Origin of the sequence: Modestobacter sp. I12A-02662, assembly GCF_041028325.1 — a bacterium.
In the GTDB taxonomy this organism is placed as follows: Bacteria; Actinomycetota; Actinomycetes; order Mycobacteriales; family Geodermatophilaceae; genus Modestobacter.
In genome coordinates, this window is the sequence record NZ_JABGDE010000007.1 from 210,104 (window position 1) to 235,726 (window position 25,623).

Annotated in this window: 24 protein-coding genes; 12 read left to right on the plus strand and 12 right to left on the minus strand. The window is 74.2% G+C overall.

The genetic code is table 11. From position 1 onward, the window contains the following. Nucleotides 1–72 precede the first annotated feature (72 nt). Together HL189_RS12325 and HL189_RS12330 are read right to left on the minus strand one after the other, a co-directional pair. Entirely contained in the window at nt 73–837 is a 765-nt protein-coding gene (locus HL189_RS12325; protein ID WP_369133992.1) for a nucleotidyltransferase domain-containing protein, read from the minus strand. A gap of 24 nt (nt 838–861) precedes the next feature. Then, complete coding sequence (locus HL189_RS12330; RefSeq protein ID WP_369133993.1) at nt 862–2,790, minus strand: FAD-binding monooxygenase; 1,929 nt, start codon at nt 2,788–2,790, stop codon at nt 862–864. Nucleotides 2,791–2,869: 79 nt separating this feature from the next. Here HL189_RS12330 and HL189_RS12335 point away from each other — a divergent pair, with 79 nt between their 5' ends. Further along, the gene (locus HL189_RS12335) at nt 2,870–3,610 is read left to right on the plus strand and encodes an IclR family transcriptional regulator (protein WP_369133994.1); all 741 of its coding nucleotides are present in this window, start codon (nt 2,870–2,872) and stop codon (nt 3,608–3,610) included. A 9-nt stretch (nt 3,611–3,619) separates the two neighbouring features. Here the strand turns inward: HL189_RS12335 and HL189_RS12340 are convergent, their stop codons facing one another. From HL189_RS12340 to accB, 8 genes are read right to left on the minus strand one after another with little or no spacing between them, the layout of a single operon-like run. After that, a complete protein-coding gene (locus HL189_RS12340; protein ID WP_369134097.1) occupies nt 3,620–4,483 on the minus strand; it encodes an amidohydrolase family protein in 864 nt (287 codons plus the stop codon). 14 nt (nt 4,484–4,497) lie between these two features. Then, complete coding sequence (locus tag HL189_RS12345; RefSeq protein WP_369133995.1) at nt 4,498–5,847, minus strand: phenylacetate--CoA ligase family protein; 1,350 nt, start codon at nt 5,845–5,847, stop codon at nt 4,498–4,500. After that, nucleotides 5,840–6,925, minus strand: coding sequence for a PEP/pyruvate-binding domain-containing protein (locus HL189_RS12350; RefSeq protein ID WP_369133996.1), 1,086 nt, complete (start codon nt 6,923–6,925; stop codon nt 5,840–5,842). Before HL189_RS12350 ends, HL189_RS12345 begins: the two co-directional genes overlap by 8 nt. After that, nucleotides 6,925–8,757, minus strand: coding sequence for a PEP-utilizing enzyme (locus HL189_RS12355; RefSeq protein WP_369133997.1), 1,833 nt, complete (start codon nt 8,755–8,757; stop codon nt 6,925–6,927). The genes HL189_RS12350 and HL189_RS12355 overlap by 1 nt, the downstream gene beginning before the upstream one ends. Then, nucleotides 8,754–9,623, minus strand: a complete 870-nt coding sequence (locus HL189_RS12360; protein ID WP_369133998.1) for an HAD-IIA family hydrolase — start codon at nt 9,621–9,623, stop codon at nt 8,754–8,756. The genes HL189_RS12355 and HL189_RS12360 overlap by 4 nt, the downstream gene beginning before the upstream one ends. Further along, nucleotides 9,620–11,080: a biotin carboxyl carrier protein gene (locus HL189_RS12365; protein ID WP_369133999.1), complete on the minus strand. Its 1,461-nt coding sequence runs from the start codon at nt 11,078–11,080 to the stop codon at nt 9,620–9,622. Before HL189_RS12365 ends, HL189_RS12360 begins: the two co-directional genes overlap by 4 nt. Continuing rightward, on the minus strand, nt 11,077–12,423 hold the full coding sequence (locus tag HL189_RS12370; RefSeq protein WP_369134000.1) for an acetyl/propionyl/methylcrotonyl-CoA carboxylase subunit alpha: 1,347 nt from the start codon (nt 12,421–12,423) through the stop codon (nt 11,077–11,079). Before HL189_RS12370 ends, HL189_RS12365 begins: the two co-directional genes overlap by 4 nt. Next, on the minus strand, nt 12,420–12,911 hold the full coding sequence (accB, locus tag HL189_RS12375) for an acetyl-CoA carboxylase biotin carboxyl carrier protein (protein ID WP_369134001.1): 492 nt from the start codon (nt 12,909–12,911) through the stop codon (nt 12,420–12,422). Before accB ends, HL189_RS12370 begins: the two co-directional genes overlap by 4 nt. 303 nt (nt 12,912–13,214) lie before the next feature. On the opposite strand from accB, the gene HL189_RS12380 reads away from it, so the two are divergent. The 7 genes from HL189_RS12380 (at nt 13,215) to fahA (ending at nt 21,751) form a co-directional block, all read left to right on the plus strand. Further along, complete coding sequence (locus HL189_RS12380) at nt 13,215–13,991, plus strand: IclR family transcriptional regulator (protein WP_369134002.1); 777 nt, start codon at nt 13,215–13,217, stop codon at nt 13,989–13,991. A gap of 164 nt (nt 13,992–14,155) precedes the next feature. Then, nucleotides 14,156–15,106 carry a LysR family transcriptional regulator gene (locus HL189_RS12385; RefSeq protein ID WP_369134003.1) on the plus strand — a complete coding sequence of 317 codons (951 nt, stop codon included), beginning with the start codon at nt 14,156–14,158 and terminating at the stop codon, nt 15,104–15,106. A gap of 101 nt (nt 15,107–15,207) precedes the next feature. Further along, on the plus strand, nt 15,208–16,563 hold the full coding sequence (locus tag HL189_RS12390; protein WP_369134004.1) for an MFS transporter: 1,356 nt from the start codon (nt 15,208–15,210) through the stop codon (nt 16,561–16,563). Between the two features lies 1 nt (nt 16,564). Further along, on the plus strand, nt 16,565–18,454 hold the full coding sequence (locus HL189_RS12395) for an FAD-dependent monooxygenase (RefSeq protein ID WP_369134005.1): 1,890 nt from the start codon (nt 16,565–16,567) through the stop codon (nt 18,452–18,454). A 17-nt stretch (nt 18,455–18,471) separates the two neighbouring features. After that, entirely contained in the window at nt 18,472–19,686 is a 1,215-nt protein-coding gene (locus HL189_RS12400; RefSeq protein WP_369134006.1) for a homogentisate 1,2-dioxygenase, read from the plus strand. Next, nucleotides 19,683–20,576 (plus strand): hypothetical protein, encoded by an 894-nt coding sequence (locus HL189_RS12405; RefSeq protein WP_369134007.1) that lies wholly within the window; start codon nt 19,683–19,685, stop codon nt 20,574–20,576. The genes HL189_RS12400 and HL189_RS12405 overlap by 4 nt, the downstream gene beginning before the upstream one ends. Next, nucleotides 20,573–21,751, plus strand: coding sequence for a fumarylacetoacetase (fahA, locus tag HL189_RS12410; RefSeq protein ID WP_369134008.1), 1,179 nt, complete (start codon nt 20,573–20,575; stop codon nt 21,749–21,751). The genes HL189_RS12405 and fahA overlap by 4 nt, the downstream gene beginning before the upstream one ends. Before the next feature lie 24 nt (nt 21,752–21,775). On the opposite strand, the gene HL189_RS12415 is transcribed toward fahA, so the two are convergent. After that, the gene (locus HL189_RS12415; protein ID WP_369134009.1) at nt 21,776–22,243 is read right to left on the minus strand and encodes a MarR family winged helix-turn-helix transcriptional regulator; all 468 of its coding nucleotides are present in this window, start codon (nt 22,241–22,243) and stop codon (nt 21,776–21,778) included. A gap of 84 nt (nt 22,244–22,327) precedes the next feature. Between HL189_RS12415 and HL189_RS12420 the strand changes: the two genes are divergently transcribed. Genes HL189_RS12420 through HL189_RS12435 form a run of 4 tightly spaced genes read left to right on the plus strand, consistent with a single transcriptional unit; the run spans nt 22,328 to nt 24,723 of the window. Beyond that, on the plus strand, nt 22,328–22,660 hold the full coding sequence (locus HL189_RS12420; protein WP_369134010.1) for a hypothetical protein: 333 nt from the start codon (nt 22,328–22,330) through the stop codon (nt 22,658–22,660). Continuing rightward, on the plus strand, nt 22,657–23,490 hold the full coding sequence (locus tag HL189_RS12425; protein WP_369134011.1) for a slipin family protein: 834 nt from the start codon (nt 22,657–22,659) through the stop codon (nt 23,488–23,490). Before HL189_RS12420 ends, HL189_RS12425 begins: the two co-directional genes overlap by 4 nt. A 7-nt stretch (nt 23,491–23,497) precedes the next feature. Then, complete coding sequence (locus HL189_RS12430; protein ID WP_369134012.1) at nt 23,498–24,433, plus strand: universal stress protein; 936 nt, start codon at nt 23,498–23,500, stop codon at nt 24,431–24,433. Beyond that, nucleotides 24,424–24,723, plus strand: a complete 300-nt coding sequence (locus HL189_RS12435) for a DUF488 domain-containing protein (RefSeq protein WP_369134013.1) — start codon at nt 24,424–24,426, stop codon at nt 24,721–24,723. The genes HL189_RS12430 and HL189_RS12435 overlap by 10 nt, the downstream gene beginning before the upstream one ends. 7 nt (nt 24,724–24,730) lie before the next feature. On the opposite strand, the gene HL189_RS12440 is transcribed toward HL189_RS12435, so the two are convergent. After that, nucleotides 24,731–25,582: a class I SAM-dependent methyltransferase gene (locus HL189_RS12440; protein WP_369134014.1), complete on the minus strand. Its 852-nt coding sequence runs from the start codon at nt 25,580–25,582 to the stop codon at nt 24,731–24,733. Between the last annotated feature and the right edge of the window lie 41 nt (nt 25,583–25,623).

Genomic DNA, 25,623 nt, shown 5'->3' on the forward strand with positions numbered 1-25,623 from the left:
CGTCCGTCGAGGGGACGGTGCCGGCGGCCTGCGGCACCGGGGACGGGGAGCCCGGCCGGCGCCGACCGGTGCTCACCCGCTCCGCGCGGTCTCGGCGACGAGGTCGACGGCGAGGTCCAGCGCCCTGGCCAGGCGCTCGCTCGTCGTGCCAAGGTCGCCGAGGATGCCGGAGGCCCGGTCGGCGAAGCCCGGTGGCGCGCCGTCGAGCAGGGCCGCCGCGACGGCCCCCTTCTCGTTGATCAGCCACCGTCCCGCCCGGGCGTGCAGGGCGTGGCAGCACAGTCCGATGGCCCGGAACAGGCAGCCGGCGACGTAGGCGGTGTCCTGCCGGGGGAGCGCCTTGCGGGCGATGTCGACGGTGAACGACGCCTCCCAGAGGGTCCGGGTCGTCACCGTCTCCCGCAGCGCGGGTGGGAAGCGGCCGGCGGCCTCGTGCAGCTCGCCGAGCTCGCCGGAGGGGTCGGCCAGCACCCGGCCCCGCGCGATCTCGCCGGCGTAGGCGAAGTCCGGCCAGCCCAGCGGGTGTCCCACCTGGGCGTGGAATGCGAAGCGCCCCGCCTGGGCGTCCCGCCAGCAGCTGCCCACGCGGTCGACGTCCCGGTACATCCAGTCGACCGCCGTGCCCTCGACGTGCAGCCAGGCGCCGCCGTCCACCCACGGTCCCCACGCACCCGGGCCGGCGACGTCGAGCGGGTGCCGGTAGTAGCGGCCCAGGTCCACGTCGGACGTCGCCGTGTGGGTGCCGCGGGCCCGGCTGCCGCCGAGGACCACGCCGACCACCCCGCCGACGGCGGTCAGCCGGTGGGCGAGGTCGGCGAGCTGCTGCTCTCCGATCACCCCCGCAGGATGCAGCTCGCGGAGCTACCGGGCGTCCAGCAGGACGCCGGAGAGGAACTCGCCGAGCTCGTCGTGCGCGTCGAGCGGCAGCACGTGCGCGACGTGCTGGTCCGGGCGGACGACGACCAGGCATCCCTGGTCCCGGTCGATGCCGCGCAGGTCGAAGAGGTCGCCCGACCGCGGGTCCGGGCAGAACGCCTTCTCGAAGTCCACCAGGCCCAACCGGCCCTTCCTGGGCAGCAGCACCGACGGCAGCGCGTCGACGGCCAGCTCACGGTGCTCCTGCTGGAAGACCGCCCGGACGTCGATCACCGCGTCGGGCGCGGCGCCGGCGGGGGTGGACCGCGCCAGCGGGGACTTCTCCCAGGCCAGGAAGTCGCACAGCTCCCGGGCCCGGGAGTCCGGGCCGGCGGGGTCGGCCCGGTCGGCGAAGACGTACAGCCGCCACGCCCCGTCGGCCCGGGCGACGTGGCCGAGCTGCATCGGCTTGGCGTCGGCCAGCCGGATCACCGGCGCCGAGTGGAAGCGCATCCCGACCGGGAACCCCTCCGCGAGGTGCTGGTGCGTCGCCGGGCCGGTGATCATCGACGGGGTGTACCGGGTCGCGACGCCGGCGGTGAAGCGACCCTGCTGGATGAAGTAGCGCTGGAACTCCTCGGGGTCGACGCCGGGCGCGTCGTCGTCGTCCGATTCCCGGGGCGGTGCGCTGAACATCCGGGCGAACTCGCGGTCGAAGTCGATCAGCTCCTGGGCGACCACCTGCCGCTCGGCGGAGTAGGTGTCCAGCAGCTGCGTCCGGGCCGTCCCGCCCAGGACCGTGGCCAGCTTCCAGCCGAGGTTCCAGGCGTCGGCCATCGACACGTTCATCCCCTGGCCGGCCTTGGCGCTGTGCGTGTGGCAGGCGTCGCCGGCGATGAAGACGCGGGGGTGGCGGGTGCCGGTCTCCTCGGCGGGGACGTCGTCGAACTTGTCGGTCAGCCGCTGGCCGATCTCGTAGACCGACCACCAGCCGACGTCCTTCACGTCGATCGAGTACGGGTGCAGCACCCGGTTGGCGACCGCGGTCAACTTCTCCGGGGTGACGCTCCGGTTGTCGAGCATGTCCTTGTCGTTCACCGCGTCCAGCTCGATGTAGAGCCGGACCAGGTGGCCGCCCTCGCGCGGGATGATGAGGAGGTTGCCCTGGTTCGCCGAGTGGATCGCGCACTTGAGCCGGATGTCGGGGAAGTCGGTGGTGGCCAGCACGTCCATCACGCCCCAGGACTGGTTCATCGCGTCCCCGGTCAGCTCCCGCCCGATGGCGGTGCGGGTGCTGCTGCGGGAGCCGTCGCAGCCGATGACGTACCTCGCCCGGACGGTGGACGTGGCCCCGGTGGGCTGGAAGCCGGCCAGGTGCTCCAGGGTGACCGTCACCGGGTGGTCGGCCGCGCCGCTGGGGTCCACCCGGACGTCGGTGACGTGCAGGCCGTAGTGCGGTCGCAGCCGGCTGGGGGACCGCTCCATCGAGTCGCGGAGGTAGGCGAGCATCCGCGCCTGGTTGACGATGACGTGCGGGAACTCCGACAGGCCCTCCTCGGTGTCCTCGACCCGGCCGGTCCGCACGATCCTGCCGCGGTCGGCCGGGTCGGGGCGCCAGAAGGCGACCTCGTTGACCCAGTACGCCTCGGCGAGCAGCTGGTCGGCCAGCCCGAAGGTCTCGAACACCTCCACGGTCCGGCAGGCGACGCCGTCGGCCTGGCCGATCTCCAGCGGGCCGTCCCGGCGGTCGACGATCGCGGTCCGGATCTCCGGGAACTGGGCCAGCTGGGCGGCGAGCAGCAGCCCCGCCGGGCCGCAGCCCACGATGAGGACGTCGACCTCCTCGGGCAGGCCCGCCGGCCGGTCCGCCACCGACGGGTGCGCCGGCGCGATGGTCGGGTCACCGGTCTGGTAGCCGTCGAGGTGGAACTGCATCGGGGAAGGCCTCTCTCGTCGTCGAGCGTGCACCTTCGACGGTGACTGCTTTCTGCTCGACGGGATAGGCTTTTCTGCTGTGAAGAACAAGCCGCCCTACGCGATCGCCTCGGTCGATGCCGCCCTGCTGCTGGCCACCCTGCTGCAGCAGGAGGGACCGCTGCGGGTCACCGACGCGGCCGACCGGCTGGGCGTCTCCGGGTCCACGGCGCACCGCCTGCTGGGGATGCTGGTCTACCGGGACTTCGCCGAGCAGCTGCCGGACCGGCGGTACGGGCCGGGGAGGCTGATGCAGGGCCCCGGGGTGCCCCGCGCGACCGTCGCCCGGCTGCGGGAGATCGCGCTCCCGCACCTGCACGGCCTGGTCGACCGGCTGGGGGAGACGGTGAACCTCATGGTGCTGGCCGGGACCGACGTCCGGTTCGTCGCCACCGTCGAGTGCGGGCACGTGCTGCGGGTCGGCGACCGCACCGGGCGCACGCTGCCGGCCCGGCTCAGCTCCGGCGGCAAGGCGCTGCTGGCCGCGTTGCCCGCCGACGAGCTGACGGCCGCCGTCGGCACCGTCGACGACGCGGAGGCCGCCCGCCTGCAGCGCGAGCTGCGCACCGTGCGCCGCCGGGGATTCGCGGTGAACGACCAGGCCACCGAGGCCGGCCTGACCGCCGTCGGCGTCGCCGTCCCCCCGGGCGCGGGCGTGCCCCCGGCCGCCCTCTCGGTCGCGATGCCGAGCGTCCGGTTCTCCCGCGACGCCCTGCCGGGGTGGGGCGCGGCGCTGACCGCGGCCGCCGCCGCCATCGCCGAGGACACCGCCGCCTGCTGAAGGACCTCCTCAGCCCAGCCCGAGGGCGCGCACGGCGTTGTCCTTCATGATCAGCGGTCGCACCTCGTCCCTGATGTCCAGCTGGGCGAAGTCCTCGAGCCAGCGCTCGGGCGACAGCAGCGGGAAGTCCGAGCCGAACAGCACCTGGCTCCGCAGCTGCCTGTTGGCCGCGCGGACGAGCTGCGGCGGGAAGTACTTCGGCGACCAGCCGGACAGGTCGATGTACACGTTGGCCTTGTGCTGGGCGACGGCGATCGCGGCGTCCTGCCAGGGCACCGAGGGGTGGGCCATGATGATCGTCAGCCCCGGGAAGTCGGCGGCGACGTCGTCGAGCAGCATGGGGTCGGAGTACCGCAGCTTGATCCCGCGGCCGCCCGGCAGCCCCGAGCCGATGCCGGTCTGGCCGGTGTGGAACAGCGCCGGCACACCGAGGCTCTCCAGCTCCGCCCACAGCGGGTAGTGCCGCCGGTCGTTGGGCTCGAACGCCTGCAGCGACGGGTGGAACTTGAACCCGCGCACACCGTGCGACTCGACCAGCCGCCGGGCGGACCGGATGCCGGCCGCCCCGCGGGCCGGGTCGATCGACGCGAACGGGATCAGCACGTCCGGGTGCCGCGCCGCGGCGTCGGCGATCTCCTCGTTGGACAGCGTCGGGTGCCCGGTGGCCAGCTCGGTGTCGACGGTGAAGACGACGGCGGCCATGTCCAGCCCGCGGTAGTGCTCGGCGATCTCCGGCACCGTCGGGTGGTGCGGCTCGCCCTTGAAGTACTTCGCGGCGGCGACGAGCAGCTCGTCGTCCATGGACAGGTGGCCGTGCAGGTCCTGCTCGACGTGCACGTGCACGTCGATGGCGGCGATCGAGGTCAGGTCGATCCCGGGCGCATCGGTCATGGGCGACCGGTCTCCTCGCGGACGTAGGTGAGCGCGTTCTTGTACTCGCCGACCGGGATGGACCCGCGGTCGAGCAGCTCGACGGCGACCCGGACCCGCAGCCGCTCGCGGATCGACTCCTCGATCCGCTGCCGCAGTGCCCCCGCGTCGGACGGCGGCCGGGCCAGCTCTACCTCGAGGGGCAGCGGGTCGTCGAACCGGACCTGGGTGGCCGACTGCTTGCGGATGCGCATCGGCCCGGCCACGTGGGCGGCGTACTCGTCGAGCACGACCTCCCGGATCGCGCTGGGGAACACGTTCATCGCCTTGTAGATCAGCATGTCGTCGGTGCGGCCCACGCAGCGGATCCGCGGCGAGGTGCGGCCGCACGGGCAGCGCCTGGACTGCACGCGCAGGTGGTCCCGCGACCGGAACCGCACGACGGGCGTGGCCTGCCGGGTGAAGGGCGTGTAGACCGCCTCGCCGTGGGCGTCGTCCTCCCACGGCACGCTGGAGCCGTCGGCCGGGTCGATGAGCTCGACGAAGACGTGCCGCCCGCCGGTGAAGTGCATGCCACCGCCCTCGGGGCACTCGGCCCAGAGCCCCGGCATGACGTCGCCGAGCCCCATGATCTCGCTGATCCGGGCGGCTCCCCACTCCCGGGCCAGCTGGTCGCGGATGGTCGCCTCGCCGAGGCCCGGCTCGCCGCCGGCGATGATCGTGCGCATCGCCGTCCCCGCCGCGGGCCGGCCGAGCGCCTCGCCGAACCGCGCGGCGGCGAAGGTGGCGTAGGACGCGGTACCGATGAACGTGTCCACCCCGAGCCGGTCGAGGATCGTCGCCGTCCGCGCCGGGGTCTGGCCGCCCACCCACACCAGGGTGGCCCCGATGTGCCGGACCGCGTCGGCGTAGGGCAGCCCGCCCGCCACCAGCGGCATGCCGGTGGTCAACGCCACCCGGCTGGTGGGCCGGACGCCGGCGGTGAAGAACATCGTGGCGATGCTGTGCAGCCAGGCCTGCCGGTCGGGCTCGGTGAGACCGAAGAACACCGGCGTCCCGGTCGTGCCGGAGGACGCGAGCACCTGGACGACGTCGGCCATCGGGACGGCCTGCAGCGCGCCCAGCGGCTGCTCCGGGCCGGCGTCGGCCTGCGCGGCCCGCAGGTCGTCCTTGGTGGTGAACGGCACCGCGGACCAGGCCCCGGGCGAGCCGGCCTGGCCGATGTCGAGGCCGGCCAGCCGCTCCTGGAACAACGGCACGGTCTCCGCCAGCCGGCTCAGCTGGCCCGGCAACCGGTCCCGCTGCCAGGTGAGCAGCTCGGGCCAGGGGCGGGTCTCGATCTCGGGGTCGAAGCACTGGTCAGCCACGGGAGTGCCCGCTCTTCGTCGGAGCCGTGTGGTGGGTGTCCGCGCCGCTGACGCTGGCCGCCACCATCGACAGCAGGCCGGCGGAGGGGTCGAAGGCGGGCTTCCGCGCCTTCGCCGACCAGATGGTCTCCGGGCGGCACTGCAGCAGGACGACGTCGGCGCCCGCGGGGAGGTCCTCGTCCACGGCGAACTCGATGTCCTGGGGGCACCGCTGCAGCCGCTCCAGCGACTTGCCCAGCCGCGCCAGCGCCAGCACCTGCTCGTCGGACAGGCACAGCTGCGACCAGCGGTCCTCCGGGACGCTGACCGGTGCGTCGCCGCGGCGGTACTCGATCCGCTTGTCGCCGGGCACGCGCTCGCACACGGTCAGGCGGACCTTGTCCACGGTGTAGCGGTCGGGGGTCACCTCGCCGCCGACCACGGACAGTCCCAGCCCCCAGCTGGCCTCCAGCACGATCCGCGACCGGTCGCCGGTCACCGGGCTGAGGGTGAACATCACCCCGGCCGCCCGGGCGCGGACCGTCTTCTGGACCACGACGGCCATCTCGATGTCCAGCGGCGAGATGCCCTTGTCCAGGGCGTAGGCCAACGCCCGGCCGGTGAACACGCTGTCCCAGCAGCGGCGCACGTGCGCCAGCACCTCGGCGGCGCCGCTGACGTCGACGTAGGTCTCGAACTCGCCGGCGAAGCTGGCCCCCGCGGAGTCCTCCGCTGTCGCGCTGGACCGGACCGCGACGCTCAGGTCGGGGACGCCGACCTGGGCGCACAGCGCCTCGTACCCGCCGGTCACCTCGGCTGCGACGTCGGCGGGCACCTGCGCCGAGGTCAGGGCCTCGGCGATGGTGCGCTCGGCGGCCGCCACCGACCCGGGGGAGCCGGACGAGGCGCCGGCGAGCGCCGTCTCGATCGCCGCCCGCAGCCCGGACTCCTGGAGGTAGGTGCGGTAGGCGGCCGTGCAGACCGCGAAGCCGGGGGCCACCGGCAGCCCGGCGGTGGTCATCTCGGCGAGGCCGAGGGCCTTGCCGCCGACCGCGCCGACGTCCTGGCAGAGCTGCTCGTCGAACAGGGTCGTGTACATCAGGCCACCTCGGTCCCGAGGAGGGTCACGACGCCGGAGTCGCCGTCGACCCGGACGCGCTGACCGGTCTGCAGGGACGTCGTCGCGTACCCGGTGCCGACCACGGCGGGCAGGCCGTACTCCCGGCACACGATCGCGGCGTGGCTCATCATCCCGCCGATGTCGGTGACCACCCCGGCGGCGACCGAGAAGGCCGACGCCCAGGACGGCGCGGTGATCGCGCAGACGAGGACCTCGCCGGGCTGCAGGTCGGCGAGGTCCTTCTCCGAACGCAGCACCCGCACCGGCCCCTCGATGACGCCGGGGGAGCCGGGGATGCCGCTGATCGCGTCGGCCGACGTGGTGCCCCGGCCCAGCCAGGCCTGGATGCGCTCGGTGGTGACCCCGTAGTTCATGATCGCGAACGGGTCGGTGACCTGGTCCGGAGCGGGACCGTAGGCCGGCGCGGCCGGCTCGGTGGCCAGCGCGGCCAGGATCCCGCGGCGCTTCCGGATCTCCGCCGCCCAGCGGCGCTTCCCCCGGGCGGGCACGCCGATGGCCCAGGACTCGACGACGTCGAACAGCACCTGGTCCAGCTCGAAGCGGTTGAGGTGGAACAGGTCGTCGCGCTGCTCGGTGAAGCCCGCCGCGAGCAGGAAGTCGGCCAGCTCCCAGGCCTTCTGCCAGAACACCGAGTGGGTCCAGTGCTCGACGTAGATGTTGTGCTCCTCGATGTAGGGGAACACCTTGCGGGCCAGGGCCAGCAGGTCGTCGAACTGCGCGGCCTCCTCCTCGGTCAGCAGGCTGCGGTAGTCCTCGACGATCTCGTCGCGCTCGGCGCGCAGCCGCTCCACCGGGCGGGAGATGTCCTCACCGGCGCGCAGCTTGGTGGCGTAGCGGGCGATGCCCGACAGCGGGATGTCCGGGTCGGACACCCAGGTGGCCTGGTCGTGGGTGAAGCCGTACTCGGCGAAGTAGTTGAACCACGGGTCCTTCGCGGCGTCGTAGGCCTTGAGCCAGGTCTGCCCGCTCTCGGAGCCCTCGAGGGTGGCGAACACCGCCGCTGCGGCGTCGCCGCGGGTCAGCACGTCGTCGACCTGCAGGTCGATGGACAGCTGGGCGAGCTTGCGCAGCTCGTCGTCGGGCCGGAAGGCCAGCACGTCGACGCCGGCGACCATGCGGGCGATCGACTGCTCGGCGATCTCGGGGAAGGCCTGCTTGCAGAACTGGAAGAAGACGATGTAGCCGCCGTAGCCCAGGTTGAGGAACTCGAAGTGGTACTGCCAGACGAGGAAGAAGTCGTCGATGAGCTGGTGGTAGTTGGCGATGACGTCCCAGGAGGTGGACCGGCCGCGGCCCTCGGTGACGACCTCGATGGGGTCGAGCTCGCCCAGCGGGGGGAACGCGATCCCCTTCATCCGGTCGATGACCGCGGTGACCTTGTCCTTCCAGGCCGCGTACAGCTCGTCCCAGTGCGCGTAGTAGTGGCCCGCGCGCTCCTGGAACAGGGCTGCCCGGCGGCCGATCTCCTCGGGGTCGGTGACCGGGATGGGGGAGATGTAGACGTAGCCGTTCTGCATCCGGACGTCGAGGCCGAGCGAGGCCGGGAGCACGAAGATCCGGGTGCTGTTCTGGCCGGCGCCCAGGTACACGGCCTCCGCGCCGATGCTGTCGAACGGCAGGGCGCCGCGCGACCAGTGCATCGTGTCGGCGAACCAGAGCCGCGCGTCCTCCTCCTCCCGGGTCTCCTCGGAGGGCACCAGGTAGTAGGGGTACATGTCCTGCCAGCCCTCGGCGCCGACCGGCGTGCTGGCCTCGGAGAAGTAGGGGAACCGGGGTCGATCCTGCGTCATTGCGGGACTCCTGCTGCGGGGGTGAGGGAGGGGGTGAGGGCGTCGCGGACGGCGCCCACGTCGGGGAAGACCAGGTCGGGAGCGGGCTGGAGGCCGGCCACGGCCGACTCCGGGACGGCGCCGCTCAGCACGAGCAGGCTGCGCGCCCCCATGGCGCGGGCGAGGTCGAGCTCCGCGGTGGAGTCGCCGACGACCACGAGCCCGGCGCCGTCGTCGGTGCCGAACCGGGCGCGCAGCCGGTGGGCGAGGGCCGCCGACGGTTTGCCGGTGACCACGGGCTCCACCCCGGTCACCCAGGCGACCGCGGCTGCCATCGCGCGGGACACGCAGACGGAGCGGCCGACGCCGCCGTGGAACCACCGGGCGGCCACGGTCGTGTAGAGCGGCGCGCCGGCGTCCACCGCCTGGCAGGCGGCGTCGAGCTCCGCCGCGGTGTACCCGTCGGTCGCGCCGACCACGACGACGTCGGCTCGCGCGCCGTCCCCGTCGGCGGCCACGTCGAGCAGTTCGATGCCGAGCCGGCGCATCGGGTCGGTGATCCCCGCGCCGCCCAGCACCAGCACCCGCGCGCCCGGGTGCTCGGCGTGCACGTGGTCGGCCGCGGCGCTGCCGGCGGTGACGAACTCGTCGTCGGCGACGTCGAACCCGAGCTGCCGCAGGTGCGCGGCGTACTGCCCGGGCGGCTCCCCCGAGGCGTTGGTGCAGAGGAGCACCTCCCGTCCGGCGGCCTTGAGCGCGGCCACCAGCTCCACCGCGCCGGGGTACGCCGTCCCGCCGGCGCCGCCGGCGCGGGAGGTGCGCATCAGGCAGCCGTCGACGTCGAACACCCAGCCGCGGGCCGCGAGGAGCACGTCCGCGGCGCTCATCGGGACGCCGCCCGGTCCACGGAGACCCGGGTCCCGCCGTTGGACACGGCGAAGGACGTCACGTCGGGACGCTCGTCGAGCATGCTCAGCACCCGGCCGACCACGTCCCGCGTGCTCGTCCCGCGCGCGGCGACCATGGCGTCCACCTGCTCGGCCGGCATGACCGCACGCAGCAGCAGCTCCTCGTCGGGCAGGTGCCGGCCGAAGCGGTCGCGCAGCTGGTCGATGGTCACGTCGTCGTCGCCCGGCAGCGGCTGCTGAGCCCGCCGGGTGGACATCGCGCGGTCGAGCAGGTCGGCGTCGACCGGCCCGGGGAGCGGGCCGAAGTCGCCGCGGAGCAGGTCCACCACCTCGTCGGCGACCTGCGCGTACCGCTCGCCGGCCATCACGTTGAGGGTCGCCTGGGTGACGATGTACTGCGCGAACGGCGTGACGACGATCGGCCAGCCGAGGTCCGCCCGGACCCGCACCGCCTCCTCCTTGACCGCGGGCAGCAGCTCAGGACGCCGGAGCTCGCCGAGCTGGCGGGCGAGGGTGGACAGCACGCCCCCGGGGATGTTGTGCCGGTAGTAGTCCTCGTCGTACTCGGCCGGGACGCCGCGCGGCAGGCGCTTGATCCTGGCCTGCCGGTCCAGGTAGGCCGACGCCTCGGCCATCGCGGTCGTGTCGACGTCCACCGTGTGGCCCCGGGCCCGCAGGTTCGCGACCAGCCGCTCGGCGGCCGGGTGGGAGTTGCCGTTGGCGAGCGGCGGGAGCGCGCAGTGCACCGTCGTCATGCCGAGGTCGGCCGCCTCGAGCACCGTCAGCGGCGCCAGCCCCGTGGTGCAGTGGGAGTGGATCTCGTCGAACGGGGTCGTGGTCAGCCGGTCGCGGAGCGCCGGCACCAGCGTGCGGATGCGGTCGGGGGTCAGCAGCCCGGCCGGGTCCTTGAGGTAGACGCTGTCGATGGCCGGGCTGTCGTCGAGCTCGGCGATCCGGTCGGCGAAGTACGCGTCGGTGTGCACCGGGCTGGTCGTGTAGCAGATGCCGCCCACGATCTCCTCGAAGCCCGCCGCCCGCGCCATCGTCGCCATCCGCTTCGCGGCGGCCATGTCGTGCATCGGGTCGATCACCCACAGCCGGGTCACCCCGTTGCGCACCAGCAGCTCGAAGGCCAGCCGGAACACCGACTCGGGGGTCCGGTAGAAGGTGATGAAGCGCTTCCCGGTCGTGAGGAAGCCGAGCCGGGTGTGCGGCATGCGGTCGCGGGCGGCGCGCAGCCGAGCCCACGGGTCCTCCCGGTGGAACCGGACGGCGGTGGCGAGCATGGTGCTGGTCGCCGCCTCCACCGCCCGGTAGCCGACCCGGTCCAGCGACGGGGCGATCCCCTCGACCATCCGGGTGGTGATCCCGGTGGCACCCCAGATGCTCTGGTTGCCGTCGCGCAGCGTGGTGTCGACCAGACGGACGTCGCTCATGCCGCCTCCTCCAGCAGATCGGTGAGCCAGTGGGTGGTGACCTCGCCGGTCAGGAACGCGGGCTCGCGGACGATCCGCTCGAGCAGGTCCTTCGACGTCGGCAGCCCGGCGATCTCGAACTCGGCGAGCCCGGTGCCGAGCCGGTCGATCGCCTGGGCCCGGTCGTCGCCGAAGGCGATGAGCTTGCCCATCAGCGCGTCGTAGAACGGGGGGAACGCGTAGTCCTCCACGACGTGGCTGTCGAACCGCAGGCCGCCGCGGGCCGGCGGGCGCCAGCGCTTGACCGGCCCCGGCGAGGGCCGCAGACCCTGCGCCGGGTCCTGGGCGGTCACCCGCGCCTCGATCGCGTGCCCCCGGACGTGGACGTCGTCCTGGCGGAAGGACAGCGGCTCGCCGAGCGCGACGAGCAGCTGCTCGCGGACCAGGTCGACGCCGGTCACCGCCTCGGTGACCGGGTGCTCCACCTGCAGCCGCGGGTTGACCTCGAGGAAGCTCAGCTGCCCGCGCTCGACGTCGTAGAGGAACTCGACCGTGCCCAGGCTGCGGTAGTCCAGCGCGTCGGCGATCCGCAGCGCGCTGTCGTGCAGCAGCCGGCGGGCGTCGTCCGGCAGCGCCACGCAGGGCGCCTCCTCGACCACCTTCTGGTAGCGGTACTGCACCGAGCACTCCCGCTCGCCCAGGTGCACCCGGTGGCCGTGCCCGTCGCCGAGGACCTGGACCTCCACGTGCTTGGCGTCGCGGACGTACCGCTCGAGGAACACGGTGCCGTCGCCGAACGCCGCCAGCGCCTCGGAGGAGGCCACGGCCCAGGCCGCGGCGAGCTCGGCGGGGGAGTCGACCAGCTTCATGCCGCGCCCGCCACCGCCGTGCGCCGCCTTGATGAGCACCGGGTACCCGATCCGCTGCGCGAGGGCGGTTACCTCGGCAAGTGAGTCCGCCGTCCCACCGGGGGAGACCGGCACCCCGAGCGACTCGGCCAGCTCCCGGGCCCGCAGCTTGTCGCCGAGGGCCTCCATGGCCGACGGGTCGGGGCCGACGAAGGTGAGGCCGTTGTCCGCGCACAGCCGGGCGAAGGACGGTCGCTCGGACAGGAAGCCGTAGCCGGGGTGGACCGCGGTGCAGCCGGTCGACAGCGCGGCCTGCACCACCGTCTCCTGGGCCAGGTAGCTGTCGGCGGGGCGGGGACCGCCGAGGACGACGACCCGGTCGGCCCGGCGGGCTCCCAGCGTGTCCCGGTCGGCGGTGGAGACGCCCAGCACGGTCTCCAGTCCGAGCCGAGCGCAGGCCTCGATGATCCGGACGGCGATCTCGCCCCGGTTGGCGACGAACACCCGGCCGGTCATGCGATCGGTCGCACCGAGATGAGGGGCTGGTCGAACTCGACGAGGTCGCCGTTCTGCGCGTGCACCGCGGTGACCTCCCCGGCCACGCCGGCGGCGACCGAGTTCATCAGCTTCATGACCTCGACGATGCCGACGACCGAGTCGGTCTCGACCTTGTCGCCGATCTCGACGAACGGCGGGTCGCCCGGCTTCGGCGACCGGTAGAAGGTGCCGAGCATCCCCGACCGGATGAGCACCGTCCCGTCCTCCGGCGCGGTCGGCGCGACGGCGGACCGGGCGGGGGCGACCTGCGGCGACGGCACGACCGGGGTGGACGCGACGGCGGACCGGGCGGGGGCGACCTGCCGCGGCGTGGCGTCGTCGGCCAGCGGTGGGCCGCCGCGGCGCACCGCGATGCGGAGGTCGCCCTTCTCGTAGCGGAAGTCCGTGAAGTCGGCCTTGTCCAGCAGCTCGATCACGGCTGCCAGCTCCTCGAGGTCGAGGTCCATCGCTTCTCCTCCTGGCCGCGGGGCGGAGCACCGTCGAGGGCATCGACGGCCGCGGCGGCTGCCGGGGCACGGGCGCCGGTGTGACGCCGTTCACCTGTGGCCGACGGTAGGGACGGCGCAGGCAAGGGGCAATGAACCGGAGTGACATTCCCACATGCGGAACGGCGGTGCGGTGCCGGCGCGCGCTTGGGCCGGAGTGGAGCCCGGACACCGCCCGGCCGGGAGCGGCGGCCGGCTCGATCTGGTTCCGCCCGGGAGTGTGCAGGATTCCTCTTCCCGGAATCGCTGTGTCATGCTCCGGGCATGCCGGAGCCCCGCGACGACGCGCCCCTGCAGTCGGTCGACCGTGCGCTGCAGCTCACCCTGCTGCTGCGCGGTGGGCGGCAGCTGTCGGTGCAGGAGGCCGCGGCGGTGCTGGGCACGGCGCCGTCCACGGCGCACCGCCTGCTCAACGCTCTCGTGCACCGCGGCTTCGCCGCCCAGGACCGGCAGCGGCGGTACGTGGCCGGGCCGGTGTTCGTCCCCCAGGCGCCGGAGGTCAACGCCGGGCTCCTCCGGCAGCTGGCCTACCCGGTGCTGCAGACCCTGCACGAGCGGCTGGGGGAGACCGTCCAGGTGATGGTCCTGAAGGGGAACCACATCCTGTTCGTCGACGGCATCGAGAACGTCCAGCGGAGCCTGCGGGTCGGCATGCGGATCGGTGACGAGATGCCGGCCTACTGCTCGGCCGGCGGCAAGGCGATCCTGGCCGAGATGGGCAACCAGGAGGTGGAGCTGCTGTACCGCGGCGGGCTCACCCCCTGGCCCACGGCGCGGTTCACGACGGTGAACGCCCTCAAGCGCCATCTGGCCACGGTGCGCAGGCTCGGCTACGGCACCTCCGCGGAGGAGACCGAGCGGGGCGTGCACGGGGCGGGGGTGAGCGTGCGCGGACCTTCCGGCGAGGTCATCGCGGCGCTCACCACGGCGGTGCCCAGCGTGCGGTTCCGGCGGCACGACGTCCCCCGGTACGTCGAGGGCCTGACCGCTGCGCGCGACGCGCTGCAGCAGGCGGTCGTCGCGGAGGTCCACGCCCGCTGACGACCCCCGCCGCCACCCGGTCGCGGCCACCCCGCCGCCGTCCGGGTCGTGAACCGCAGCACCGGTCGGAATCGGCCAACCGGTCGCGCTGATCGCCGTCCTGCGGCTGCTGCTCGGTCGCTGGCCGGCCGGGAACGGGCGGACCAGGCACTAGCGTCGGGCGGGTGGCCAGGGCCGAGGGCGCTCCCCCGTTCACGATGAACCAGCTCGCCGCCTTCGTCGCCGTGGCGGAGGCCGGGACCATCTCCGCGGCCGCGGAGAAGCTGCACGCCTCGCCGTCCGCGCTGTCGGCGGCGGTGACCGAGCTGGAACGCGCCCTGCAGGCCCAGCTGCTCCGCCGCCGCAAGGCCAAGGGGGTGAGCCTGACCCCCACCGGGGAGGCGGTGCTGGCCCGGGCGAGGGCACTGCTGCACCAGGCCGCCGAGCTCCAGGCCGACGCCCGGGGCGAGGAGCGCGGGGTCATCGGGCTGGTCCGCCTCGGCTGCTACCCCTCGCTGGCCCCGACCGTGCTGCCGGCCCTGCTGAGCGACTTCACCCGCACCCATCCGGACGCGCGGCTGGAGGTCCACGAGAACAACCAGGACCAGCTCAGCAAGGGCCTCGACAGCGGCGAGCTCGACCTCGCGATCGTCTACGACATCGACCTCGACCCGTCCTGGCGGTCGGCCGCCCTCGCCGAGCTGACCCCGCGGGTCGTCCTGCCCGCGGACCACCGCCTGGCCGAGGTCCCCGGGCCGCTCGACCTCGCCGACCTGCGGGACGACCCGATGGTGCTGCTGGACGCCCCACCCAGCTCGGCGCACGCCTTCGCGTGCTGCGCCCGCGCCGGCTTCAGCCCGCACGTGGTCTACCGCGCCCGCACCTACGAGACGGCGCGCGCCTTCGTCGGCCGCGGTCTGGGCTGGACGCTGCTGCTCCAGCGCCCCAGCGCCTCGGTGACGTACGAGGGCCGGCCGGTGGTGGTCAAGGACGTCGCCCGGCCGCCGCTGCCGCACGTCCCGGTCGCGGTGGTCTGGCCGCCGGACTCGCTGCTCAGCCGCGCGTCGCGGGCGTTCATCAACCACGCCGTCCGGATGGCCTCCGACGGCACCCTCGGCCTACCCCGGAAAAGCTGAGGTAGCTCGTCCGAAACGGCCGCTTTTCAGCCGAGGTGACCGCCCCCACCCTGGGATGCGAGACGGCGACGCGGCCGTCCTCCAGAGCGGAAGGTCACCTGATGGCGACTACGGTCACGCCCCACCGGAGCCCGCACCAGAAGACCGTGCGGCGGGCTGTCGCGGGCAGCTTCGTCGGCACGGCGATCGAGTGGTACGACTTCTTCATCTACGGGACGGCGGCCGCGCTCGTCCTCGGGCCGCAGTTCTTCCCCGGCTCCTCGGACCTCGCCGGCACCCTCGCCGCGTTCGCCACGCTGGCCGTCGGCTTCATCGCCCGGCCCATCGGCGGCGTGGTGATGGGCCACTTCGGCGACCGGACCGGCCGCAAGTCGATGCTGGTCGTCTCCATGGTGCTGATGGGCACCGCGACGGTCGGCATCGGGCTGCTGCCCACCTACGACAGCATCGGCGTGTGGGCGCCGGTGCTGCTGGTCGCCCTGCGCTTCGTCCAAGGCATCGGCGTCGGCGGCGAGTGGGGCGGCGCCGTCCTGATGGCCACCGAGCACGCCCCGCCGGGCAAGCGGGGGCTCTACGGCTCCGCGCCCCAGATGGGCGTCCCCGCCGGTGTGATCCTGGCCAACGTCGTCTTCCTGGTGTGCACCCAGTCGATGAGCGAGCAGGCGTTCCTGGCCTGGGGCTGGCGGCTGCCGTTCCTGTTCAGCGTCGCGCTGATCGCCGTCGCGATGTGGATCCGCCTCGGCGTGCTGGAGACCCCGGCCTTCCAGGCCGCCGCCGACGACGACCGGATCGCCCGGATCCCGATCGTGGAGGTGCTCGCCACCAGCTGGCGCACGGTGCTGCTCGCCGGCGGCACGTTCATCGCCACCAACGGCATCGCCTACGTCTTGATGGTCTACGTCCTCAGCTACGGGACCACGGAGCTCGGCTTCAGCCGGGGCACCATGCTCACCCTGCTGATCGCCTCCTGCCCGGTCTGGATGCTGGGCATGGGCCTGTCCGCTCACCTCTCCGACCGGCTCGGCCGGCGCCGGGTCTACGTGGCCTCGGCGATCGCCCTGCTCGCGACGTCGGCGGTGTTCTTCCCGCTGATCGACACCGCCTCGGTGCCGGTGATGCTCGCGGCGATGCTGGTCCTGGCCTTCGTCCTCGGCTGCACGGTCGGCCCGCAGTCGGCGGTGTTCGCCGAGCTGTTCCCCGCGCACCTGCGCTACAGCGGCGCCTCGCTGGGCTACCAGGTGGGCGCCATCCTCGGCGGCGGTCTCGCCCCGTTCCTGGCGACCTGGCTGTACGCCCGGTTCGGCACAACGCTGGCCATCTCCGCCTACTTCGTGGCCGTGAGCCTGGTCAGCCTGGCCTGCGCCGTCGCCCTCCTGCGTCCCCGCCGCGCGACGGCGGCGTTCGCCCCCGCACCGGCGCAGCCCGAGCTGCAGCCGCTCGTCGAGAAGGTGGCCTGACATGACCACGTCCCCCTACTACCAGCCCCGCCAGTACGAGCCCGCGACCTTCCCGTCGATGACGGCGGCCGACCCGGCCCTGCCCGTCGTGGTGGTCGGCGCCGGCCCGGTCGGGATGGGCGTGGCGCTGGGCCTGGCCCACCGCGGCATCCCCGTCACCGTCCTGGAGGCCGCCACCGGGGTCTCCTTCGGCAGCCGCGCCATCTGCGTCTCCCGGCACAGCCTCGAGGTCGCCGACCGGCTGGGGTTCGGCGAGGAGCTCACCCGGCTGGCGCTGCCCTGGGACGGCGGCCGGAGCCTCTACCGCGACGTGGAGGTGCTGCGGTTCCGCATGCCGAACGAGCCGCACGCCGTGCGGCCGCCGATGGTCAACGTCTCGCAGTCCGAGCTCGAGCAGGTCATGGCCGACGCCTGCGCGGCCCACCCGCTGGTCACCCTGCACTGGGGCGCCCCCGTCGCCCGGTTCACCGAGGACGACGACGGCGTGGACCTGGAGGTGGAGACCGCGGCCGGGCACCGGCACCTGCGGGCCCGCTGGGTGGTGGCCGCCGACGGCGGCCGCAGCCGGATGCGCGAGCTCACCGGCGTCCGGCTGCAGGGCACCAGCTACGAGGGCCGGTACGTCATCGCCGACATCCACTGGCCCTGCGACCTGCCGGCCGAGCGGACGGTCTGGTTCGACCCGCCGAGCAACCCCGGCTCGACGGTGATCATGCACCGCCAGCCCAACGACGTCTGGCGCATCGACTACCAGCTCGACCCCGGCGAGGACGCCGAGGCCGAGACGCAGGAGGAGCGGATCCGGGCCCGGATCAGCGACCACCTGGCCTGGCTGGGGCACGAGGGCCCGTGGACGCTGGAGTGGTTCGGCTTCTACAAGGCGCACGCCCTGGCGCTGGACAGCTTCGTCCACGGCCGGGTGCTGTTCGCCGGCGACGCGGCCCACCTCGTCCCCATCTTCGGCGTCCGCGGGCTCAACTCCGGCATGGAGGACGCCGAGACGCTGACCTGGATGCTGGCCGCGGTGCTCGGCGGGGTCGCCGACCCCGCGCTGCTGGACACCTACTCGGCCGAGCGGCACCACGCCTGGGAGCAGAACGTGGCCAACGCCGGCAAGTCGACGCTGATCATGACCCCGGGCAGCCACGGGCACCGGGTCACCCGGGACGCGCTGCTGGCCCTGGCCACCGTGCGGCCGGAGTTCAACCACCTGATCAACCCGCGGCAGAGCAGCGCCACCCACGCGCGCTGCTCACCGCTGACCGTCGCCGCCGCGCCCGGTACGCCGGGGCTGCTGCCCGGCGACCCGGTGGGCGACCGCCGGGTCCGGCTGGCCGACGGCAAGGAGACCAGCCTCGACCAGGTCCGCGGCCGCGGCTTCCTGCTGGTCGGGTTCGGCCTGGACCCGGCGGCGACGGCCGACGCCGCCCGGCTGCGCGACGCGCTGGCCGCGGCGCTGGGCGCCGAGGAGGTCGGCCTGGCGCTGGTGGCCCCGGAGGCCGACGTCCCGCCGTTCGTCCCCGAGCTGGACGACGAGTCCGGTGAGCTGGCCGCCGCGTGGGGAGCCCGGCCCGGTGAGGTGTTCGTCGTCCGCCCCGACGGGCTGCTGCTCGCCCGGGGCCCGGTGGCCGGGCACGCCGGGTTGCCGGCCCACCTGCGCGCCGGCCGGCCCGCCGCGGCCGGTCCGTCGCAGCAGGCGGCGGACGCGGTCGCGCTGCCGCCCGCCGAGGCGGCCCGCGAGGCCGCCTGGCTGGCGCTGTCGGCCGGCCTGGACGCCGTGCCCGCCGGCGACCGCGAGGGCGTGCTGGCCCGGCTGGCCCTGCTGCTGGCCGACCGGGTCGGCACCGACGACTTCCTGGCCGCCGTCTCGACCGCGGCCTCCACCCGCTGAACCCGAGGAGACCCGACATGCCGTACTACCGTTCCGCCGGCTCCGTCCCCCGGAAGCGGCACACCCAGCACCGCGCCGCCGACGGCGGCCTCTACTCCGAGGAGCTGATGGGGGAGGAGGGCTTCTCCTCCGACTCCTCCCTGCTCTACCACGTCGACGTCCCCTCGGCCGTGGTGGACGTGCGCGCCTGGCACCTGCCCGACCAGTCGCTCACCCCCAACCACCCGATGGCCCCGCGGCACTTCGCCACGCACGCCCTCTTCGACGGCGGCGCGACCGGGGTGGACGCGGTCACCGGCCGGCGGCTGCTGCTGGGCAACGGGGACGTGCGGCTGTCCTACGTGGTCGCCGACGCCCCGAGCCCGCTGTACCGCAACGCGGTCGGCGACGAGTGCCTCTACGTGGAGTCCGGCCGGGCCGAGGTCCGGACGCTGTTCGGTGACCTGTCGGTCGGCGAGGGTGACTACGTGATCGTCCCGCGGGCCACCACCTACGACGTGGTGCCCACCGGCGGGCCGGTGCGGATCTACGCGATCGAGGCCAACTCGCACATCGGCCCGCCCAAGCGCTACCTGTCGCGGTACGGCCAGCTCCTCGAGCACGCGCCCTACTGCGAGCGGGACCTGCGCGGGCCGGCCGAGCCACGGGTCGTCGAGGGGGAGGACGTCGACGTCCACATCAAGCACCGCGGCCCAGGCCCGGGCGGCATCGCCGGCACGGTGCACACCTACCCGAAGCACCCCTTCGACGTGGTGGGCTGGGACGGCTGCCTGTACCCGTACGCCTTCAACGTCGCCGACTACGAGCCGATCACCGGCCGGATCCACCAGCCGCCGCCGGCGCACGAGGTGTTCGCGGGCAACAACTTCGTCATCTGCAACTTCGTGCCGCGCAAGGTCGACTACCACCCGCTGGCGGTGCCGGTGCCCTACTACCACTCGAACGTCGACTCCGACGAGGTGATGTTCTACTGCGGCGGCGACTACGAGGCCCGCAAGGGCTCCGGCATCGGGCAGGGCTCGATCAGCCTGCATCCCGGCGGGCACCCGCACGGGCCCCAGCCGGGCGCCGTGGAGCGCTCGATCGGCGCCGACTTCTTCGACGAGCTCGCCGTCATGGTCGACACCTTCCGGCCGCTGGAGCTGGGTGAGGCGGCCCGGGCCACGGACGACGGCCGGTACGCCTACTCCTGGTCGGGCGGCCGGCGGCTCCGGTTGGAGCAGCCGGCATGACCGCCGCCGAGCCCGCCGGTCCCCGGCTGTTCGAGGGCCTGTGCGACGACGCGGCGGTGTTCCCGCCCGGCAACCTGCCGCTCGCGCAGGCGGTGCCGGCCCATCTGGAGCACCAGGCCGGCTGGTACCACCGGCTGGTGGGCCCCTTCGTCGTGGCGGCCGCCGCGCTGCCCGAGCTGGCCGGTCTGCTGCTCGGCCGGCCCGCGGGGTCGTTCGACGTCGCGCTCACCGTCCCCGAGCCCGCTGCCGTGGCGGGCGCCCTGGCGGCGGCCGACGGCATCGCGGCCGTCCGGGTGGTCGCGGTGGAGGTCGCCGTCCCGGCCGGCATCGGCGCCGGTGGGGTCGTGCCGGTGCTCGACGCGGCGCGCGCCGGGTGTCCCGGCGTCCCCGTCTTCGTCGAGCTGCCCCGCGACGGGCGCCGCCCCGACCTCGTCCGGGCGCTGGCCGGCACCGGCCTGCTGGCCAAGCTCCGCACCGGCGGCGTGCGGGCCGAGCTGTACCCCGGGGAGGCGGAGCTCGCCCGGGCGCTGGTCGCCACCGCGCGGGCGGGCCTGCCGGTCAAGGCCACCGCCGGCCTGCACCACGCGATCCGCAACACCGACCCGGTGACCGGTTTCGAGCAGCACGGCTTCCTCAACGTGCTCACCGCGGTGGACGCCGCCCTCGACGGCGCCGACGCCGCCGACGCCGAACGCCTGCTGGCCGAGCGGGACCCTGAGGTGCTGGCCGACCGGATCTCCGCGCTGGCCGACCGGAGCGCCCGGCTGCGGGAGCAGTTCCGCTCGCTCGGCACCTGCAGCATCGTCGAGCCGCTCGACGAGCTGGTCGCGCTCGGCCTGCTCGACCCAGCCCTCCTCTCGACCACCGCCCCGATCGGAGTTCCCCGATGACCACCGTGACCGTGCCCGAGGGTTCCCTCTTCGGCCCGTCCAACCTGCCGTACGGCGTCTACTCCGTCGCGGGCTCGGCCCCGCGGGTCGCCACCCGCCTCGGGGACGCGGTGGTCGACCTCGCCGTCCTGCTGGGCGACGAGGTGTTCGCCGCTCCGACGCTGAACCCGTTCATGGCGCAGGGGCACGACCGGTGGGTCGCCGTCCGCCGGGAGATCACCGAGCGCGTGACCGGCGACGTCCCCGACGAGGCGCTGCACGACCTGGCCGACGTCACCCTGCACCTGCCGATCGACGTGGCCGACTACGTCGACTTCTACGCGTCGGAGCACCACGCCGCCAACCTCGGCCGGCTGTTCCGGCCGGGCAACCCCGATCCGCTGATGCCCAACTGGAAGCACCTGCCGGTCGGCTACCACGGGCGGGCGAGCTCGATCGTCGTCTCGGGCACCGACGTCGTCCGGCCGTGCGGGCAGCGCAAGGGCGCGGACGACCCGGCGCCGGTCTTCGGCCCCTCGGTGCGGCTGGACATCGAGGCCGAGCTCGGCTTCGTCGTCGGCGCGGGCTCGGCGATGGGGGAGCGGATCCCGGTCGAGGACGTCGAGCGGCACGTGTTCGGCGTCGTCGTCTTCAACGACTGGTCGGCGCGGGACATCCAGGCGTGGGAGTACGTGCCGCTCGGACCCAACCTCGGGAAGTCCTTCGCCTCGACCGTCTCGCCGTGGGTGGTGCCGCTGCTCGCGCTGGAGGCGGCGAAGGTGCCCACCCCCGTCCAGGACCCGCAGCCGCTGCCCTACCTGTCGATGGACCGCCCCTGGGGGCTGGACGTCGACCTGTCGGTGCGCTGGAACGGGCAGGAGGTCAGCCGCCCGCCCTACCGGGAGATGTACTGGTCCCCGGCGCAGATGCTGGCGCACCTGACGGTCAACGGAGCCCCCTCGCGGACCGGCGACGTCTTCGCCTCCGGGACGATCTCGGGGCCGGCCAAGGAGACCCGCGGCGCGTTCATCGAGCTCACCTGGGGTGGCGCGGAGCCGGTGACGGTGAACGGGGAGCAGCGCACCTTCCTGGAGGACGGCGACGAGGTCGTGATCACCGCGTCCGCCCCGGGACCCGACGGCACCCGGCTCGGCTTCGGCGAGGCCCGCGGGCGGATCCTGCCGGCGACCTGCTGAGCCCGGCCGGCGCCGCGGCCCCGGTCAGTCGCCGGCCTGCCAACGGGGGAGGGTCAGGGCGGCGTCCATCCGGCGCAGCTCGTCCCGGTGCAGGGCGCTGAGCCGGCCGAGGAGCTGTTCCCCGCGGTCGGTCAGCACCACCCGCACCGCGCGGGCGTCGTCGGGGTCGGCCGCCCGCTCGACGAGGCCCTGGCCCTGGGCCCGGTCGACCAGCTCCACGACGCTGTGGTGGCGCAGCTGGAGCCGGTCGGCGAGCTCGCGCACCACCGCCCAGTCGCGTCCGGGGAAGCCCTTGAGCGCCAGCATGAGCTGGTACTGCTGCGGCGTGACGCCGTGCCGGCGCACCGTCTCCTCGCTGAACCGGAGGTAGCGGCGGATGCCGAAGCGGAACCGGGCCAGGGCCTCGAAGTCCTGCTTGGTCAACGGGTGCCCGGCGGGCTCGTCCGCGGGTGCGGGCAGTTCCCCGCCTGCGCCGCCGTCGTCCACTGTCACACCCGCATTCTATCGTGTTACGATACTTACCTCGAACCGCCCGGTCGGGGCGCGGCTCGAGAGGCCGCCTTCAGGAGGTGGGTCGTGCTCAGTGACCACGAGCAGCGCGCGATCGAGGAGCTCGAGCGCTGCTTCGCGACCGAGGCGCAGGAACCGGTCCGATCCGGGCCCCTGACGAGGCGGCCCGTCCGCCGGGCGACCTGTCCACCGGGCCTGCGGGTGGTCCTGGCCTGCGTCGCCGCCGCCGTCCTCTTCGCCGCCGTGCCCGAGGCAGCGCTCGCCCTGGCGCTCGCGGCCGCGATCGGCTGGTCGTCCTGGCGGCTGTGGCCGTACCTGGCGGACGGCGGCAGCGTCCCGCCGGGCGGGCCGTTCCGGCCGCGTTCCGAGCGGCCGGCGGAGGTGGAGGTGGAGGAATGACTCTCTACGTGCTCCTGGCGATCGTGCTCGGGGTCCTCGTGCTGCTCGGCAGCTCGGTGCGGGTGGTCACCCAGTACGAGCGCGGGGTCGTCCTGCGGTTCGGCCGCCTCCGGTCCGGCGTCCGGGACCCGGGTCTGACGGTCATCGCCCCGCTCGCCGACCGGCTGCACAAGGTCAGCATGCAGATCGTGACGATGCCCGTGCCGGCGCAGGAGGGCATCACCCGGGACAACGTCACCGTGCGGGTGGACGCCGTCGTCTACTACCGGGTCTTCGACCCGGTCCGGGTCGTCGTGGACGTGCAGGACTACCAGCACGCGGTGGGCCAGGTCGCGCAGGCGTCCCTGCGCTCGATCATCGGCAAGAGCGACCTGGACGACCTGCTCTCCAACCGGGAGCGGCTGAACCAGGGGCTGGAGCTCATGATCGACAACCCGGCCGTGGACTGGGGGGTGCACATCGACCGCGTCGAGATCAAGGACGTGGCCCTGCCGGAGACGATGAAGCGGTCCATGTCGCGGCAGGCCGAGGCCGAACGGGAACGCCGGTCCCGGGTCATCACGGCCGAGGGCGAGCTCCAGGCGTCGCAGAAGCTGGCCCAGGCGGCCGAGGTCATGGCGGCCCATCCCGCCGCGCTCCAGCTGCGCCTGCTGCAGACCGTCGTCGAGGTCGCCGCGGAGAAGAACTCGACCCTCGTGCTGCCGTTCCCGGTGGAGCTGCTCCGCTTCCTCGAGCGGGCGACCCCCGGGGACGCAGCCGCCGCCGGGGCGGCACTGACCGAGGCCGTTCGCGCCGAGGTCGCGAGGGCCCCGGCGACCACAGCCCGGTGAGCGCGTCGTGAGCGGCGGGCAGGCCGGGCCGGTCGTCGTGGCGGTCGGGCACGGCGGTACCGGCGAGGCGCTGGACTGGGCGGCCGCCGAGGCGTCCGCCCGGGGGTGCGGGCTGCGCGTCGTCCATGCCGAGCCGCTCCGGTGGGCGGTCGACCCCTCCGGACTGGCTCCGGCGGCGGACATCTGGTCCTCTCGCGCGGCCGCCGAGCAGATCATGGCGGCGGCGCTGCGTCGGGCGCGGGCGGTGGCCCCGGACGTGGCCGTCTCCGCGGAGTCCGTCGTCGGTCCTCCGGTGCCGCTGCTGGTGTCCGCCGGGCGCGGCGCGCAACTGCTCGTCCTGGGGAGCCGCGACACCCCGTTCACCTGGAGGCTGCCGGCGCTCTCCACCTGCGACCGGGTCGCCGGCCGGGCGCCGTGTCCCGTCGCCGTGGTGCGGCCGCTGCGCAGCGGCCCGCACGCCGGATCGTCCCCCGGGGTGGTGGTGGGTGTGGGTGGTCGCGGAGCGTGCGCCGGCGTGCTCGCCGTCGCGTTCCGCGCGGCTGCCCAGCGGGGGGTGCCGGTCCGGGTGGTGCACGCCTGGTCGCCGGACGTCCCGGCGGACCACGAGGCGGTGTGCGGGCCGGCGGCCGCCGCCGAGGAGCGCGCCCGGCTGGTCGTCGACGAGGCGCTCGCCGGGTGGCGGAGCCGGTTCGCGGACGTGGTCGTGGAGACGCGGCTGCCCGTCGACGACCCCGCCGCCGCCCTGGTCCGCGAGTCGGCGGGCGCCTCGCTGACCGTGGTGGGGTCCCGGCCCCGGACCAGGGTCGGGACGGCGCTGGTCGGCTCGGTGAGCCGGAGCGTCGCCCGGCGGGCCCGGTGCCCGGTGGTCGTCGTCCGCACCGCGACGGCGGAGCGGCCCGGGGTCGCGGTGGACGACCGGCGCCGGCGGGCGCCGTGGCAGTGATCCACCTGGCCCGGGTGTACGACCGGGACGCGCCCGGGACCGGACCCCGGTTCCTGGTCGAGCGGCTGTGGCCGCGCGGCGTGCGACGGGCCGACCTGGCGTCGAGCGACTGGCTGAAGGACGCCGGGCCCAGCGACGAGCTCCGGCGGTGGTTCGGCCACGACCCGGAGAAGTGGGACGAGTTCCGGCGACGCCATGCCGCCGAGCTCGACGGGCGCCCCGAGTCGTGGCGACCGGTCGCCCTCCGGGAACACCTGAGCAGGCACCTCGAGCAGGCTGCGCCGCGATGACCGGGCCTCACGCGGTCCCGACGCCGATGTTGAGGGGGGCGGTCAGCACGGCGGGTCCCGTGCCGCCGGAACGGTCGCGGATCATGCCGTCGAGCACCTTCCGCACCGTCGCCTGCTGATCGGCCGTGAGGTCACCCACGATCGCTCCGGTGATCGGGTTGCTGCCCAGCATCCAGTTCCACAGGTCCTGCCCGGAGCGGACCTCGATCCGCTCCTGAAGGGTCGTCTCCACCGAGACGTCGCGCAGACCGGCGTCGGTCAACCGCCGGCGCAACACGTCCGGATCCGCCACCTGGAACTCCGGCGGCGGGGGATCCTCCGGCAGCCCCTCGAACCCGGGAAGCACGACCCGCAGCGCCGCGATGAAGAGCTGCAGGGCCTCGAACTCCGCCGGGGAGCCGTAGGCGATCAGCAGGACCCGACCTCCGGGCCGGGTGACCCGGACCATCTCGCGCAGCGCCACCGGCTGGTCCGGCACGAGCATGACGCCGAACTGGGAGCCCGTGACGTCGAAGCCGTCGTCCTCGACGTCGAGGGCGTGGGCGTCCATCACGCGTGCCTCGGCGTCGAGCCCCTCCTCGCGGACCCGCGCCCGGAACCGTTCCTGCATCACCGGTGACCAGTCGGTGGCCAGCACCCGGGCGCCGAGACGGGCCGCGGGCAGGCTCAGGCCGCCCGTTCCGGCCGCGACGTCCAGGAACCGGTCGCCCGGGGCCAGCCCCGCGAGGGCGAGACCGGCGTGCGCGAACTGCGCCTCGCCGGGCGCGACGAACTCGTCGTAGCCCGCCGCGATCGCGTCCCAGGCCTCCGGCGTGGACACCTCGTGCCGAGTGCCCGTCGTCCCTGCATCCGTCCCCATGGCCCCTCCTCCCGATCGGGCCGCCCGGCGCCCGGTTGACG